The organism is Mesorhizobium sp. B2-5-4 (assembly GCF_006441095.1).
Lineage (GTDB): Bacteria > Pseudomonadota > Alphaproteobacteria > Rhizobiales > Rhizobiaceae > Mesorhizobium > Mesorhizobium salmacidum.
The window spans coordinates 114,524-128,163 of the sequence record NZ_VFUR01000014.1 but is presented as its reverse complement, the minus strand read 5'-3'; the positions used below and the strand labels follow the sequence as shown (position 1 = coordinate 128,163).

At 64.4% G+C, this 13,640-nt stretch carries 15 protein-coding genes; 8 read left to right on the top strand and 7 right to left on the bottom strand.

Features of this window, described 5'->3' with window-relative positions:
- The first annotated feature begins 179 nt into the window (after positions 1 to 179).
- On the top strand, positions 180 to 1,280 hold the full coding sequence (locus FJ492_RS18840; RefSeq protein WP_140771498.1) for a serine hydrolase domain-containing protein: 1,101 nt from the start codon (positions 180 to 182) through the stop codon (positions 1,278 to 1,280).
- Positions 1,281 to 1,286: 6 nt separating this feature from the next.
- Here the strand turns inward: FJ492_RS18840 and FJ492_RS18835 are convergent, their stop codons facing one another.
- Both FJ492_RS18835 and FJ492_RS18830 read right to left on the bottom strand, forming a co-directional pair.
- A complete protein-coding gene (locus tag FJ492_RS18835) occupies positions 1,287 to 1,850 on the bottom strand; it encodes a cytochrome b (RefSeq protein ID WP_140771496.1) in 564 nt (187 codons plus the stop codon).
- A gap of 137 nt (positions 1,851 to 1,987) precedes the next feature.
- On the bottom strand, positions 1,988 to 2,713 hold the full coding sequence (locus tag FJ492_RS18830; protein WP_140771494.1) for a 3-keto-5-aminohexanoate cleavage protein: 726 nt from the start codon (positions 2,711 to 2,713) through the stop codon (positions 1,988 to 1,990).
- Positions 2,714 to 2,986: 273 nt separating this feature from the next.
- On the opposite strand from FJ492_RS18830, the gene FJ492_RS18825 reads away from it, so the two are divergent.
- Complete coding sequence (locus tag FJ492_RS18825) at positions 2,987 to 3,181, top strand: hypothetical protein (protein WP_181166682.1); 195 nt, start codon at positions 2,987 to 2,989, stop codon at positions 3,179 to 3,181.
- A 96-nt stretch (positions 3,182 to 3,277) separates the two neighbouring features.
- On the opposite strand, the gene FJ492_RS18820 is transcribed toward FJ492_RS18825, so the two are convergent.
- Positions 3,278 to 5,383: an EAL domain-containing protein gene (locus FJ492_RS18820; protein ID WP_140771492.1), complete on the bottom strand. Its 2,106-nt coding sequence runs from the start codon at positions 5,381 to 5,383 to the stop codon at positions 3,278 to 3,280.
- Between the two features lie 324 nt (positions 5,384 to 5,707).
- On the opposite strand from FJ492_RS18820, the gene FJ492_RS18815 reads away from it, so the two are divergent.
- The gene (locus FJ492_RS18815; RefSeq protein ID WP_140771490.1) at positions 5,708 to 6,778 is read left to right on the top strand and encodes a phosphatase PAP2 family protein; all 1,071 of its coding nucleotides are present in this window, start codon (positions 5,708 to 5,710) and stop codon (positions 6,776 to 6,778) included.
- Positions 6,779 to 6,904: 126 nt separating this feature from the next.
- Here the strand turns inward: FJ492_RS18815 and FJ492_RS18810 are convergent, their stop codons facing one another.
- Together FJ492_RS18810 and FJ492_RS18805 are read right to left on the bottom strand one after the other, a co-directional pair.
- Positions 6,905 to 7,441 (bottom strand): hypothetical protein, encoded by a 537-nt coding sequence (locus FJ492_RS18810; RefSeq protein ID WP_181166681.1) that lies wholly within the window; start codon positions 7,439 to 7,441, stop codon positions 6,905 to 6,907.
- A 115-nt stretch (positions 7,442 to 7,556) separates the two neighbouring features.
- The gene (locus FJ492_RS18805) at positions 7,557 to 7,883 is read right to left on the bottom strand and encodes a DUF1330 domain-containing protein (protein ID WP_140713753.1); all 327 of its coding nucleotides are present in this window, start codon (positions 7,881 to 7,883) and stop codon (positions 7,557 to 7,559) included.
- A 175-nt stretch (positions 7,884 to 8,058) separates the two neighbouring features.
- On the opposite strand from FJ492_RS18805, the gene FJ492_RS18800 reads away from it, so the two are divergent.
- Positions 8,059 to 8,751 carry a helix-turn-helix domain-containing protein gene (locus tag FJ492_RS18800; RefSeq protein WP_140771488.1) on the top strand — a complete coding sequence of 231 codons (693 nt, stop codon included), beginning with the start codon at positions 8,059 to 8,061 and terminating at the stop codon, positions 8,749 to 8,751.
- 136 nt (positions 8,752 to 8,887) lie between these two features.
- Here the strand turns inward: FJ492_RS18800 and FJ492_RS18795 are convergent, their stop codons facing one another.
- A complete protein-coding gene (locus FJ492_RS18795) occupies positions 8,888 to 9,286 on the bottom strand; it encodes a type II toxin-antitoxin system HigA family antitoxin (protein WP_140509536.1) in 399 nt (132 codons plus the stop codon).
- 596 nt (positions 9,287 to 9,882) lie between these two features.
- Between FJ492_RS18795 and ada the strand changes: the two genes are divergently transcribed.
- From ada to FJ492_RS18775, 4 genes are all read left to right on the top strand, one after another.
- Positions 9,883 to 10,980, top strand: a complete 1,098-nt coding sequence (gene ada / locus FJ492_RS18790) for a bifunctional DNA-binding transcriptional regulator/O6-methylguanine-DNA methyltransferase Ada (RefSeq protein ID WP_140771486.1) — start codon at positions 9,883 to 9,885, stop codon at positions 10,978 to 10,980.
- Positions 10,981 to 10,993: 13 nt separating this feature from the next.
- Complete coding sequence (locus tag FJ492_RS18785) at positions 10,994 to 11,221, top strand: hypothetical protein (RefSeq protein WP_140771484.1); 228 nt, start codon at positions 10,994 to 10,996, stop codon at positions 11,219 to 11,221.
- A gap of 130 nt (positions 11,222 to 11,351) precedes the next feature.
- Positions 11,352 to 11,903 (top strand): methylated-DNA--[protein]-cysteine S-methyltransferase, encoded by a 552-nt coding sequence (locus FJ492_RS18780; RefSeq protein WP_140771482.1) that lies wholly within the window; start codon positions 11,352 to 11,354, stop codon positions 11,901 to 11,903.
- Positions 11,900 to 12,643, top strand: a complete 744-nt coding sequence (locus FJ492_RS18775; RefSeq protein WP_140771480.1) for a 2OG-Fe(II) oxygenase — start codon at positions 11,900 to 11,902, stop codon at positions 12,641 to 12,643. The genes FJ492_RS18780 and FJ492_RS18775 overlap by 4 nt, the downstream gene beginning before the upstream one ends.
- On the opposite strand, the gene FJ492_RS18770 is transcribed toward FJ492_RS18775, so the two are convergent.
- On the bottom strand, positions 12,621 to 13,553 hold the full coding sequence (locus tag FJ492_RS18770; protein WP_140771478.1) for a LysR family transcriptional regulator: 933 nt from the start codon (positions 13,551 to 13,553) through the stop codon (positions 12,621 to 12,623). The two genes, FJ492_RS18775 and FJ492_RS18770, sit on opposite strands and share 23 nt — an antisense overlap.
- Positions 13,554 to 13,640 lie beyond the last annotated feature (87 nt).

The following is a 13,640-nucleotide window of genomic DNA, read 5'->3' as shown; positions in this document are numbered from 1 at the left end:
AGAAGAAACGATCTCGGTCGGATGAGGGGTGTTCCAGGGAACGCCAACGCCCCACTCCGCTGGAACACCCCTCAACCGTCTCGGCGCTGCGCGCCGATCCACCGCCCTGGGCGAGTCACGGGCCTCGCCCGCCCTTCGGGCCCCACAAGGGGAGAAGGAAAAAGGAAAGCGAGACCATCATGCCAAAAAACCTGACCTCCCTCCTAAACAGCTACCTTGCCGACGGCGCGGTGGGTGCCTCGCTGGCCTACGCCAAGGGTGACTCAACGCCGACCGCCCTTACCGCCGGCCTCGCCGACCGCGCGCATGGCACATCGGTCACGCCAGACCAGCTGTTCAAGATCGGCAGCTGCACCAAGACCTTCGTCGCCGCCGCCCTGGTCAAGCTCGCCGAGACCGGCAAGCTCGATCTCGGCGCGCCGATCTCATCGTGGTTCCCGGACCTGCCGGGCGCCGGCGATATTTCGGTGCGCCAGTTGATCAACCACCGCAGCGGCCTGCCGGAGTTCGAATACTACATTCCGATGGACCCGGGCCGGCAGTGGACGCCGCGGCAGCTGGTCGACATCGCCTTTGCCTCCGACAAGCAGAAGGCGCCGGGCGGGCCAGCCGTCTACAACAACACCGGCTATGTCCTGGCCGGCATGGTGATCGAGGCCCTCACCGGCCAGCCGCTGGGCGCCTATGTCAGAAGCGCGATCCTCGAGCGGCTCGGCCTGAAGAACACCTGGTCGCCGGCGACCGAAGCGTTTCCGGAAAAGTCGATGGTGCGCGGCTATTACCACCGGCCGCCGCCGGCGCCGAACGCGCCCACCGACATCGCCTCGGGCGGCGAGATGTGGCGCATGGACGGCGTGCTGCCCTATTCCGACGAGCTGCAGGATTCGTCCGACTCCTTCCCGTTCGGCGCCGCCTATGGCTGCGGCGACATGGTGTCGACGCCATCCGACATGGTGGGTTTCATGCGCGGCCTGTTTTCTGGGAAGCTGTTGTCACCGCCGTTCTTCGCCGAGATGTTCGAACACCGCGTGCCGGCGAGCTTTCCAGGCACCCGCATGCGCGAGGCCGGCGCGGGCATGTTCCAGAGCGCTTATGCCGACCGCGCCTTCTACGGCCACCAGGGCAGCATTCCGGGTTATGTCGCCGTCATGCTGCACGATCCCGAGACGGACCTCACCATCGCCATGACCAGCAATGTCGGTTCCGGCAACCGCTTGTCCTTCCAGGCCAGTGGCCTGCACCCGGTGGTCGACCAGGCGATCCGCATCATCCTCGACTGACCGCGTTCAGCCGCCCTGCCCGGACGATGGATCGGGCAGGCCCGGCAGCATCTGGCTCAGCACCCGGTCGCGAAGGAAGACGTGATGGAAAATGGCAGCGGCCGCGTGCAGGCCAGCGAGCCACATCATGATATCGCCGAGCGTGCCGTGGATCTCCGCCAGCGGCGCGCCCCAGGTGCCGGAAAACGGACCGATCGCTCCCAACCCATAGACGGTGACCGGGTGGCCGCCGAACAAGGCGCCGACCATGGCTGTCGCCGGAACCGCGAACAGCAGCGCATAGAGCGCCCAATGCGTTGCCTTCGAGGCGACCTCCATCCAGATAGGCATGGCCGGCGCCTCGGGAATGCGATCGAACCGGCGCCAGACCAGGCGAATGACCAGCAAGCAGAAAACGGTAAAGCCGAGCGACTCGTGCAGCAGCAGCGTGGGCGCCCTGGCCGCTGAATAGACCCGCTCCGGAGGGCCACCCGCCGAGACCAGGAAAGCAATGAGCACCAGCAGTGCCGTCAGCCAATGAAATGCCTGGGCGAGGCGTCCATAGCGGGTTGTCGTGCCGGACAGCGACATGCGAGAGCTCCGAAACAATTGGACATCTCCCCTCGCCCTCGAATGTGGCCTTATTTCAGCTGTTCGTCAGGCGACATGGGTTTGCTGCGCGAATGGCGGGCATCACCGAGTTCGCCGGCGGCGCGGCCTGACAAGGTTCAGCTCATACTCGTGGAGCGGAAGTTCGCGGCGGCCGCGGCCACGATCTCGGCATTGTCCCTCGCCACCGTTCTATCGCTCAGCGTATTGCCGTCCTCCAGCCCGACCCGTGTCGACCAGCGCTTTTGCCGGGCAATATCCACGAACGGCCAGACTGTGCCGTCGACGCCGTGCAGCAGGATCTGCCGCCGCACGCCCCCGCGTTCGAGCACGGCGGCGATGCCGCGCGCCTCGTCGAGGGCTGTAGGCAGGTCCGGTATGTCGATCTCGATCAGGATGCGCAGCACCCTGCTATGATCGGCAAGCGCCACGAAGCGCTCCGCATCATCCGTCGTGGCAAGCCCCGCCTCGATGCCGATGCCCTGTTTACGCAACAGTTCCATCACCTCGGGTGCGTCGGGCTCCGAGAGATTGACCGAGGCATAGTCGGGCAGCTCGCGCCAGGCCGCGATCGCCGCGCGGGTCAGCGCCACATCGTTCTCGATCCAGGCGCCGGTCGACACACCGATCAATGTACCCGGACAGGCCTGGCGCACGGCAAGCACCGTCATATCCACCGCCGCCAGGCTTTCGCGCCCGTCGGCGCCGCGCGGATGAATGTGCAGTTCGGCGGCACCCGCGGCGACGCAGGAAGCCGCATCGCCGGCCATCGCTTGCGCCGTCAGCGGCAGCCTGGGATGGAAATCGCGCGGGCGCGCGCCGTTGATGCAGGCCTGGACGATCATCGATTTCACCTCGGACAAAAGAGCGCAGTCTAATGCATGCTAATGCATGTCGCCCTGAGGTGCCTCGGTTCCGGGACAACGACATGCATAAAATCAGAAGCTGTAGGCGCGCCGCCAGACCGCGCAAGGCCGCGGCGCCGCCACTCCTGACACGACGTGCCGCCGCCGCCGCGAGGCATCCGCCGGCATTTGAATAAAAGGCGCTTGTGGATATTTACCTCAAATTGCGCCAGGCCGGCCAAGATACATTAGGGCGGTATCATGGAGGGACCATTGACCAGTGATTTTTCAGCCGCCCGTCTTCATCTCGAACGCGCCTACCACTATCTGCGCGGCAATGACGAGACGAGCCGTTCGACATGCGAGGCCCTCGATCTGTTGATCGAGACGGTGGCGGAAGCACAGCACAGGAAGCCGGAACCAGGGGTGCTGGAATTTCCCCGAGCGGCGGCGCGCCGACACGGCTGAACAAAACCCGCCGCGCTGAGCGGATTCGGGCTACGCGCATCAAGTCTTCACGAATGTCGTTATCCAGGCCGCTTTCGGCGACATGCAAGTTGTCCGTCAGGACGCCTTGCGACTCGATGCACCGCCCGCCATTTGCCCCGCGCGCGCCACGATCCGCTCCAGCGGTTCGGGCCGGTGCAGCAGGAAGCCCTGGCCGAACTCGACGCCCATATCGCCCAGCATGGCCACTGTGTCCTGCCGCTCGATCTTCTCGGCCACGACGGCGCAACCGAGGCTGCGGGCAATGCTGGCGATGGCCAGCACGATCTCGCGGTCGAAGCGGCTTTCCGTGACGTGCTCGATGAACGAGCCGTCGATCTTGATGGCATCGACCGGAAAGCGCCTGAGATATTCGAACGAGCTCATGCCGGCGCCGAAATCGTCGAGGCTGACCTTGCAGCGCCGCTCGCGCGCCTTGCGCACGAAGGTTTCGGCGGCATCGAAATTGGTGACGGCGGCGGTTTCGGTGATCTCGAAGCCGATGCCCGAATGCGGCGCCCCGGTTTCCTCGATGATGCTCTCGACGAAGTCCCACAGCCCGGGATCGCTCAGCGTCTGCGCCGACAGGTTGAAGCCGAGCGTGATCGCGCCGGATTTCATCGCCGCGCCGTGCCGCGACAGCGCAGTGCGGATGATCCAGCGGTCGAGCCGGGCGGCAACGCCGAAGCGCTCCGCCGCCGGTATGAATTCGCCGGGCGGGATCAGCCGGCCGGTCTTTCCGTCAAGCCGCGCCAGCACCTCGACATGGCGGCTCTCTTCCCAGGGCCTGCCTAGCTGGTGGATCTCCTGGCCGAACAGTTTCAGCCTGCCGTCGTCCATGGCGTCGACCGTGTCGGCGGCGAGCCGTGCGGCATTGAGGCCGCCCGAACCGGAGACGGCATCGGTCGAAAACAGCGCGAAGCGATCGCGCCCGGCGGCCTTGGCCGCGTAGCAGGCATCGTCGGCGCAGGCCAGGGCGTCGGCAACCGTGGTGACACGGTCGCGGACGATGGCGATGCCGATGCTGGCCGCCAGCCGGCGTGACATCGCGGCAAGGCCGAGATCGGCGTCGCGCACGGCCGCCAGGATGGCGCCGGCCAGCTGTTCGGCTTGCACGGCATCGCAATCGGGCACCATCAGCGCGAACTCGTCGCCGCCGAGCCGCGCCGCGTGCGCCGACGGCGGCAAGCAACGGCCAATACCCGCCGCGACGCTCTTCAGCGCCAGATCGCCCGCGGCATGGCCGGCGAAATCGTTGAGTGCCTTGAAGTAGTCGAGATCGATGTAGAACACCGCCAGAGACGCGCCGGTGGCGATTTGGCCGGCGAGCAGCCTGTCGAAAGCGGTGCGATTCCACAGTCCGGTCAATGCGTCGTGACGGGCGGCGAAGGCCAGTTCCTGTTCGCGCACTTTGTCCTCGGTGATGTCGCGCACCGTGCCGAGAACCAGGCCGGCCGCGCCCGCCGCGGCGACGAAGCGCAGCAGCGATTCGACATGGCGGATCTGGCCGTCGCGCTTGATAATACGGTATTGCGCGGCGATGACGCCGTCGGTTTCCAACGGCACCCTGTGCGCGCGTTCGGCGGCGTCCTTGTCGTCGGGATGCAGGTAGCTGTGCCAGAGATCGGCCGTCACCTCATCGTTCACGGCGACGAGGCCGAATATCTCCCTTGTGCGCGCGTCCCAATAGCTCTTGTTGGTGGCGATGTCGTAGTGCCAGATGCCGCTGCCGCTGGCGGCGAGCGCCAGGCGAAAGCGGATATTGACCTGTTCGAGCGCGGCTTCGGCCGCCTTCTGCTTCGAGATGTCGGTCTGCACGCCCATCAGCCTGAGCGGCTTGCCGTCGGCGTCGCGCTCGACGATGCCGCCGCGGTCGAGCACCCATATCCAATAGCCCTGCTTGTGCTTGAGCCTGAGTTCGGTCTCGATAGCGTCGGTCAGCCCGGCAATGTGGCGGTCGCCGCTGGCCTGCGCCCGTTCCCGGTCGTCGGGATGGGTCAGTTGCAGCCACAGGTCGCTGGTATTGGCGAGTTCGCCCTCCTCGTACCCCAGCATCCGCGCCCAGGTCGCCGAATAGAAGCAGTCGCCGGTGCGAAGATTCCAATCCCAGACGCCAAGATCGGCGCTCTCCAGGGCCTTGGCCCAGAACGCTCCGTTGCGACTTTTCTTGCCGTGACCCGCCATCGTCCGTTTCGCCTGCTCCACCCCACCCGCAATCTGCGGCAAAACCAGAGAAGAAACAGTTACCGGGCAGCGGAGGGTCGGAATGTCAGACAAACGATGCCCTCTTCGACCGCGGCGGAGGCGCGGCAGCGTTTCCGGCGGAACAGGCAATCATCGACACTGCCGCATTTCATCGACGTCTTCGTGAACAATTCCTTGAGGAAAATGGAAGAATCATATCCGTCAGATACTTGAAAGAGCCTTCCTCCAAGGTGTAACCGGGCAGTAATACTTCGCGTTATAGACAAGATTCGGAAAACTTGGGCAGCTGGCGGGATGTCTTCGATGAGTGCGTACACCGGGCACAGGGACGGCGATGGCCGCACCCTTGCCGTTCCTGACCTGGACATCGCGACAACCAGGAGCGGCTGGCTGCTGACGGCCATGTGCCTGGCCTACGCCCTGGCCGCGCTTTGCGTCGCGCCGGACCGGTACCTGCACCTGGCCCAATCCTACGTCCAGCCGTTCGCTTTCTTCCTGCCCGCGCTGTTTGCTGCTGGCCTCGGCCTGGTGGCGCTGACATTCTCCAGGCAAAACCCAACCAGGTTCATGCTCGACACGATCAGGCAGCGCTGGCTGGGCGCCGCACCGGTGATCCTGCTGTTCTTTCTCGGTATCACAGCCTTCACCACCTTCAAGATCTCCATCCCGGACTTCGTGCCATTCTACGCCGACGGCATGCTGGCGGAACTTGATCTTGGGTTGCATGGCGCCGACCCCTGGGCATGGGCGCACAGCGTCGTTCCCGAATCCGTCTCGGCCGTCGTTTTCTTCGGCTACGCATACGGTTGGCACGTGCAATGGTTCGGCACTTTGCTGTTCGTCGCCTTCTGGAACAACCCGGCAGGGCGTCTGCGCTATCTCTGGGCGCTGGCGCTGACCACGATCGTGTGCGGCACGGTCCTGGCCACGTTGTTGTCGTCCACGGGTCCGATATTCCACGACCAGTTCTATGGCGGCGACCGATTTGGCGCATTGCGGGATGCTCTGGCGCACAACAGCTATGCCGCGCCGGTTCATACCTATGCCAACTATCTGCTTGCCGCCTTCGAAAGCAAACGGCCGGAACTTGGCGGCGGCATTTCCGCCATGCCAAGCATGCATGTCGCCTTCGCCACGCTCAACGCGTTCTTTCTGAGCGGTTTCGGTCGCCGGTGGGCGTTTGCCAGCTGGTCCTTCGCGGCGTTTATCCTGTTCGGTTCGGTCTATACCGGCTGGCACTATGCCGTGGACGGCTACCTTTCCGTCCTTGTCGTGTCCGTGCTGTGGTACCTGGCCGGACGTTTCGTTCTGCCGCGGGCGAGCCGGGACAGCGCCGGGATGGAACTGCCGCTGCCCGAAACGGCATCGCGATGATCAGCCTGTCTGGCTTCGTCCAAGGCAGCAAGAGCCGTCTGCTACGCCCGCATCGCTGATTTCATGGGGTCGACAGGAACTTTCGGACAACGGCCACGCGGCATTGGCGCCGCCTGGCCGTGCCGGTTACTGGCTCGGCGCCATCGCGTGCTCGCATGACACTTTCGGGTTCATGTCGGCGAACGTGCCGGTCGGGTTGCCTTTCCAGGCCCAGACATGCAGCTCGTAGAATTCACCCAGGCCATAGCGGTTGGGCGCGCTGTTGAAGTTGAACAGCTGTCCCTCAAGCGAAGCCGGCCCCTTCGAGGCGATGTATTCAACCGCCACCAGCCTCAGCGTGCCGTCGGCCATCGGCTCGTACATCACCGCTTCGGGACGGGCGATGTCGATCTTGTCGTCCTTCAGATACCCGCCATTGACATAGTGGATGCCCATGGCGCCGCCGGTGATGCCGCTGGCGCAGGGAATAGGCGCATAGCCTTCCGCCGTCGCGGCGTTGACGTCGAGAAACCGGCTGTTGGCGGCTCGCACCTTCTCGGCCAGCGGACTGGCATCCGGCGCGCCCGCCGCCGCTTCCTGATGCGCCTGGGCAAAGGTCGTGCAGACGGCCAGCATGGCCCCCGCCATGAGAAGCCCGTTGCGAAAGTTTGATTTCATATCCATTCCATTCCTGTTGAAAAAGCACGGCTGGCCGGCCGCCGGCAATACGGCGGCGCGACGGGCAAGCGCCGTGTCTGTTGCTGCTTGGAGATCCCGAAAACGACGCGGCGAATGCCGGTCATCCTTTCGGCAGATACGGGATCGTTCCTGCCAGATCGGTGTCGTCGATCAGCTGGAAACGGCTGTCGCTGCCGTCCTGGCGGGCCGAAACGAAGGGCGCGTAGGCCGGATCGTTGGTGAAGGCGCGCGCCGCCGCTTCCGACGGGAACGCCATTAGGGCGATCAGCGTGGTGTCGAGCGGCTTGCCTTCGAGCGTCTTCACATTGCCGCTGCGCGACAGATATTTGCCGCCATGCTTGTGGACGAGGTCGTGCACCGAGGCGGCATAGGCCGGGACCCATTTCGGATCTCTCATCTTGATGTCGGCGATAACGTAAGCAGTCATTGTGGTCTCCTGGTTGCGGCGCACAGGGGTATCCCGTGCACCGGCCAAAGGGCTCGCATGGCAAGGCCCGCGCCAGCCAGTCCGCGATCTGTACTGGGCCGGTACAGTTTCTGTACTCGCCGCCTCAATCGCGAAGGGCTAATGTTCTCCCAAGGTTCGAGGGAGAGGCACAGCCATGACCCAGCACGGATACAAACAGTTCTGCCCGCTATCGATGGCCGCCGAGGTGCTGTGCACCCGCTGGACGATGGTGCTGATGCGCGAGCTCGTGGCGGGGTCGACCCGCTTCAACGACCTGCGCCGCGGCGTGCCGAAAATGTCGCCGACCCTTCTGTCGCAACGGCTGAAGGAGCTTGAGCTGGCGGGGATCGTCGAGCGCAAGGAGGTCCAGGGAGAAAAAGGGATTTTCGATTACCGGCTGACCGAGGCCGGCCGCGATCTGCGTCCGGTCGTCGAGGCGATGGGCTTCTGGGGCCAGAAATGGGTCGAATCCAGGCTGTCCCTGAAGAACCTCGATCCGTCGCTGCTGATGTGGGACATGCGGCGCAACCTGAACCCCTCGCCGCTGCCCGAGGGACGCACGGTGATACAATTTCTGTATCAGGAACTCCCCGCCTCCAAACGCTCCTGGTGGCTGATCGTCGAAAAGCTCGGTGAAGTCGACCTGTGCTGGTACGATCCGGGCTTCGACGTCGACCTCTATGTCTCGACCGACCTGCACACGATGACGGCGATCTGGATGGGAGTGCTCACCGTCGAAAAGGCCGGCGCGAAGGTCGTCCTGACCGGCGACCAGGCCATCGGCAGGAAGATGCAGGCCTGGCTCGGGCTCAGCCCGTTCGCGGTGGAGCCCAAACGCGCGGCGTAGGAGCCGGTGCTGCCGGCAAGCGCGTGGGAGAAGGCCTATCAGGTCGCCCAAAACTGACCTTGGTTTTGGGACAACGACATGCATAAAAACAAAGACCTAAAGCGCGTCGCATGCATCTGTTTCGCCGCGACGCGCTTTAGGCGCGCTTGCCGCCCCTTTCATTTGCGAGGTGATAGGGTTGCACGAGAATTTCGGCGGGAATGTTCCATTCCTTGTTCAGTTTGAAGATCATGTCGAGGGTAAGGGGGCGCTTTCTGTTCAGCACCTCGGTCGCCCGAGGCGACGATCCGATCACCTCGGCCAAAGCCTTTCGCGGCAGGTTGAACAATTGCATGTGCGAATGAATGGCTTCCACGGGATCGGGTGCTTGAATTGGATAGTGCTTATCCTCATAAGCCTCGATCAGAGTCGCGAGAACGTCGAAGCGATCACCGTCGGGTGAGCCGATCTCCGGCTCATTCTCGAAGTATTTGGTGATTTCGGCGATCGCCCAATCGTAATCGGCTTCGGTCTTAACAGGTCGGATGTTCTCCATCACACCTCCTCCGGATCAATTTTGTCATTCTTTGCCGGAATTGGGAGCGAAATTGGTTGTATCTCGGTTTGAAATCAGATCGTCGGCCAAAGCGCCCATTCAAGGCATCTCCTCTAAGGTCGCTATGTAGTGCACCCGGCTACCGCTGGCGTAGACGGTGAAACACTTGTTGCCCAAGCGGTCGTTTTTGACAGTAAGCGAGGTGGTATATCGCGGAGCATTTCGTGGCAATGGGGTCGTGACGGGTGGCAGATGGCCAGCAGCCAGCCGTCCGAGAAGCAGAGCTAATTGCCCTTCCGCCAGGGACTTCTCGGGGATCGAATCCTCCCATCGGTCGGGCGTCCCGTGGCGTACAATCTTCCAAACTCGCGACATGTCTCCCACCCATGTTTTCCGCTGAACATCTAGGCACTTTCGCCTATGCGGCAAACCGGAATAGACGCCTTAATATTTCAATTTCTAACTGAGACACTACCAGAAAATTGTGGAGCATTCCGATCGCCCCGCCTTAACGTCACGAATATTGATCAAGCTTCCCCTCCGGCAGTTGTCAGGAAACGGGTGGCGAGGCCGGCTTTTGGCGGCTTCAATGGACTATGTTCATCACCCTGGCCAAACATCTGCAACCCGCGCCGCTGCCGGTGGCCCACGATCCGCGCTGGGCGCGCATCGTGGCACGCGACAAGTCGGCCGACGGCGCATTCTGGTATTCGGTGGCGACGACCGGCGTCTATTGCCGGCCGTCCTGTCCGTCGCGGCGCGCCAACCCCGCCAATGTCCAATTGCACGACACTTTACAGGCGGCGAAGGCGACAGGCTTTCGCCCATGCCGGCGCTGCAATCCGGACGGCCCTTCGCTCGAGGCCGCCAACGCCGCGATGGTCGCCGATGCCTGCCGCAGGATCGAGGCGAGCGAGGCGGAACCGTCGCTCGCCGAACTGGCTGATGCCGCCGGCCGCAGCCCCGGCTATTTCCACCGCGTTTTCAAGGCAGTCACCGGGCTGACGCCGAAAGACTATGCAGCGGCCCAGCGTGCCGCCCGGGTCCGCCAGGGCCTGGAAGATGGCGCCAGCGTGACATCGGCGATCTACGATGCCGGCTTCAATTCGTCCGGGCGTTTCTACGAAAAATCGACCGGCATGCTCGGCATGACGCCGACGCGCTACCGTGCCGGCGGCGCCAATGAGGAGATCCGTTTCGCCGTCGGCGAAACGTCACTGGGCACCATCCTGGTCGCCTCGAGCCGCAACGGCGTCGCCTCGATCCTGCTTGGCCAGGATCCCGACGCGCTGGTGCGCGACCTGCAGGACCGTTTCCCCAAGGCACGGCTGGTCGGCGGCGACAGCGACTACGAGGCGCTCGTCGCCCGCGTCGTCGGCTTCGTCGAGGCGCCGGCGCTCGGTCTCGACCTGCCGCTCGACGTGCGCGGCACCGCGTTCCAGCAGCGCGTCTGGCAGGCCTTGCGGGACATCCCGGCCGGCCGCACCGTCTCCTACGCCGAGATCGCGCGGCGTATCGGCGCGCCGAAGGTGACCCGCGCCATCGCCGCCGCTTGTGCGGCCAACACCCTTGCGGTCGCTATTCCCTGCCACCGCGTAATCAGGAAGAACGGCGCCCTGTCGGGCTATGCCTGGGGCGCGGAGCGCAAACGCGCGCTGCTCGACCGCGAAGCCGGCCGGCCTTCGCGGGCTTGACGAGGATTCGGCAATGCGCGCGATGGCCAGGTCTTCCACCACCGGTGCGAACAGCCAGATCGCTAACGGCGCTGCCGTCAGTAGAGAGGACGCGAAGACGCTGGTGATGGCCGCCATGGGAGAGCTGGTCGAGGATGGCAAGGCCGAGTGGGGCCGCACGGCGAGCGGTGAGTTCGAGCTGCGGTTGATGACCGGCGAAGTGTTCGTGCTCGGCGAAGTGTCCGTCACGCGCGTCGCTTAGATACACTTAGCGCTCTACTCGGCGGTCGTGGTGAGCGCTCGTGAGCTGAGACTTCAATTTGAAAGCAAGCATCGGAGTGAGCGGCAGCGGCCAGATCGCTAGGGTGCAGGCACAACAAGGAGTGAAGGCAATGAACCACATGCAAACCCATATGCCGGCGACAGCCGCCGGCGTAGCCCTCGACACCATCACCTATGCCATCGGCCAGTGCGCGCTTGGAAACATCCTCGTGGCGCGCAGCCCCGTGGGCGTCTGCGCCATCCTGATCGGTTTCGACACCATTACGCTGGAACAGGACCTCGCCGACCGCTTCCCCGGCAGGGTGCTGCTCGAAGACGAGGCCGGCTTGCGCGACGATCTCGCGGCGACAATTCGCTTTATCGAAACGCCCGGCGCCGGTCTCGATCTGCCGCTCGACATGCGTCACGGCACGCCCTTCCAGCAGCGCGTGTGGGCGGTGCTGCGCACGATCCCGTGCGGCGCCACCACCACCTACACCGCCCTTGCCCGGCGCCTCGGCATGCCGGACGGCGCCCGCGCCGTGGCGGCGGCCTGTGCCGCCAACGCCATTGCGCTCGGCATTCCCTGCCACCGCGTGCTGCGCGCCGACGGCTCGCTGTCCGGCTACCGCTGGGGGATCGAACGCAAGCGCGCCTTGCTGGAAAGGGAGGCCGCGATATGAACGCCGACGCCAGGGTCGCGCCATCGCTGGTCGAAGCCGCCGAGACACGCATCGCCGCCTATGACTGGCCGGCGCTCGCCACCGAGCTCGACGGCTTCGGCTGCGCGGTGATGGAAAAGCTGCTGTCCCCGCAAGAGTGCCGGCAGCTCGCCGGCCTCTACCCCCAGGAGCAGCATTTCCGCAGCCACATTCACATGGCCAGGCATGGCTTCGGCAAGGGCGAATACCGTTATTTCCGCTATCCCTTGCCCGATCTCATCGGCGGCCTGCGCGGCGCGCTCTATCCGAGGCTGGCCGAGGTCGCCAACCGGTGGAACGAGCGCATGGGGATCGCCATGCGCTACCCCAGCACGCATGCAGCGTTTCTCGAACAGTGCCATGCCGCCGGTCAGGTCAGGCCGACGCCGCTCTTGCTGCAATATGTGCCCGGCGACTTCAACTGCCTGCACCAGGACCTCTACGGCGACCTCGCCTTCCCGCTGCAGGTGGCGATCCTGCTTTCCGAGCCCGGCGAGGATTTCACCGGCGGCGAATTCGCACTGACCGAACAGCGGCCGCGCATGCAGAGCCGGGTCGAAGTGGTGCCCTTGCGCCAGGGCGACGCGGTGGCTTTCGCCGTCCACAACCGGCCGGTGCAGGGAACCAAAGGCAATTACCGCGTCAATCTGCGCCACGGCGTCAGCCGCCTGCGCTCAGGCATGCGCCACACGGTCGGCATCATTTTTCACGATGCGAAATGAGCGCCGGCTCTTGCTCCCAATAGGGGGGATCGCCGAAAGCGTCGCGCAGCCATGCGGTAAGCGCGCGCAGTTTGGCGGATCCGCGCCGATCCTCGGGCCAGGCGATATAGATGGTGGCTCCTTCAGGCTCCGCAGCCACATCGACGACCGTCAATCGCTTGTCGGCGATCTCGGTGCGGGTGAAGTAGGCGGGGAGCAGCGCCAGGCCCAGGCCGGCAAGCGCGGCGTCGCGCATCAAAATCCCATTGTTGACGCGCAGCGCGGTTTCCGGGCGGATCGTCACCAGCCGCCGCGAAATCTTGAACCGCCAGTCGGCGGCACCTCGGAAGGAATAGATGATGCCCTTGTGCCGTTTCAAGTTTTCGATCGTCCCGGGCCGTCCGAACCGCTCGAGATAGTCCGGCGAAGCCACCAGAGAGCGGCGGCTGGAAGCCAGTTTCTTGATGATGACAGGCCCGTCATCGACGACCGGCCCGTGACGCAGGATGGCGTCATAGCCATTGGCCACTATGCTGACGAAGCGGTCATCGAGATCGAGCGTCAGTTCGATCCCCGGATGCTTGGCCAGGAAGCCATACAGCGCCGGGCCGAGATGCAGGATGCCGAAACTGGTCGGCGCCGCTATCCTGAGCGGACCGGCAAGTTCGCCCCGGCGCTCGGCGATTTCAGCGCTGGCATCGGCCACTTCCTGCATGATGCGCTTGGCGCGTTCGTAAAAACCGCGCCCCGCCTCGGTGATGGACAATTTGCGCGTCGTGCGGTCGAGCAGCTTCGTGCCGAGGCTGCGCTCAAGTTCCGACAGCCGCTCGCTGACGACCGATTTCGACAGCGCCATGCGCCGGGCCGCTTCGGTGATCGAACCGGATTCCGCGACGGCGACGAAGGCGGCGGCGGATTCGAGCTTCAGCATTGTTCGGCTTTCCCGAATTCACAATCAGGCGACCGTCGCCTAACGAAATCAAGGACATGGTGTCATAGTTGGCGAAGCCGCGATATG

Bases quoted from the DNA above. Each gene is read 5' to 3' on its own strand.
- FJ492_RS18835 (WP_140771496.1), bottom strand. From the start codon at position 1,850: ATGTCGCTGTCCGGCACGACAACCCGCTATGGACGCCTCGCCCAGGCA.
- FJ492_RS18770 (WP_140771478.1), bottom strand. From the start codon at position 13,553: ATGCTGAAGCTCGAATCCGCCGCCGCCTTCGTCGCCGTCGCGGAATCC.
- FJ492_RS18830 (WP_140771494.1), bottom strand. From the start codon at position 2,713: ATGATCGTCCAGGCCTGCATCAACGGCGCGCGCCCGCGCGATTTCCAT.
- FJ492_RS18820 (WP_140771492.1), bottom strand. From the start codon at position 5,383: ATGGCGGGTCACGGCAAGAAAAGTCGCAACGGAGCGTTCTGGGCCAAG.
- FJ492_RS18805 (WP_140713753.1), bottom strand. From the start codon at position 7,883: ATGACTGCTTACGTTATCGCCGACATCAAGATGAGAGATCCGAAATGG.
- FJ492_RS18800 (WP_140771488.1), top strand. From the start codon at position 8,059: ATGACCCAGCACGGATACAAACAGTTCTGCCCGCTATCGATGGCCGCC.
- FJ492_RS18780 (WP_140771482.1), top strand. From the start codon at position 11,352: ATGAACCACATGCAAACCCATATGCCGGCGACAGCCGCCGGCGTAGCC.
- FJ492_RS18840 (WP_140771498.1), top strand. From the start codon at position 180: ATGCCAAAAAACCTGACCTCCCTCCTAAACAGCTACCTTGCCGACGGC.
- FJ492_RS18815 (WP_140771490.1), top strand. From the start codon at position 5,708: ATGAGTGCGTACACCGGGCACAGGGACGGCGATGGCCGCACCCTTGCC.
- FJ492_RS18785 (WP_140771484.1), top strand. From the start codon at position 10,994: ATGCGCGCGATGGCCAGGTCTTCCACCACCGGTGCGAACAGCCAGATC.
- FJ492_RS18795 (WP_140509536.1), bottom strand. From the start codon at position 9,286: ATGGAGAACATCCGACCTGTTAAGACCGAAGCCGATTACGATTGGGCG.
- ada (WP_140771486.1), top strand. From the start codon at position 9,883: ATGTTCATCACCCTGGCCAAACATCTGCAACCCGCGCCGCTGCCGGTG.
- FJ492_RS18775 (WP_140771480.1), top strand. From the start codon at position 11,900: ATGAACGCCGACGCCAGGGTCGCGCCATCGCTGGTCGAAGCCGCCGAG.
- FJ492_RS18810 (WP_181166681.1), bottom strand. From the start codon at position 7,441: ATGGATATGAAATCAAACTTTCGCAACGGGCTTCTCATGGCGGGGGCC.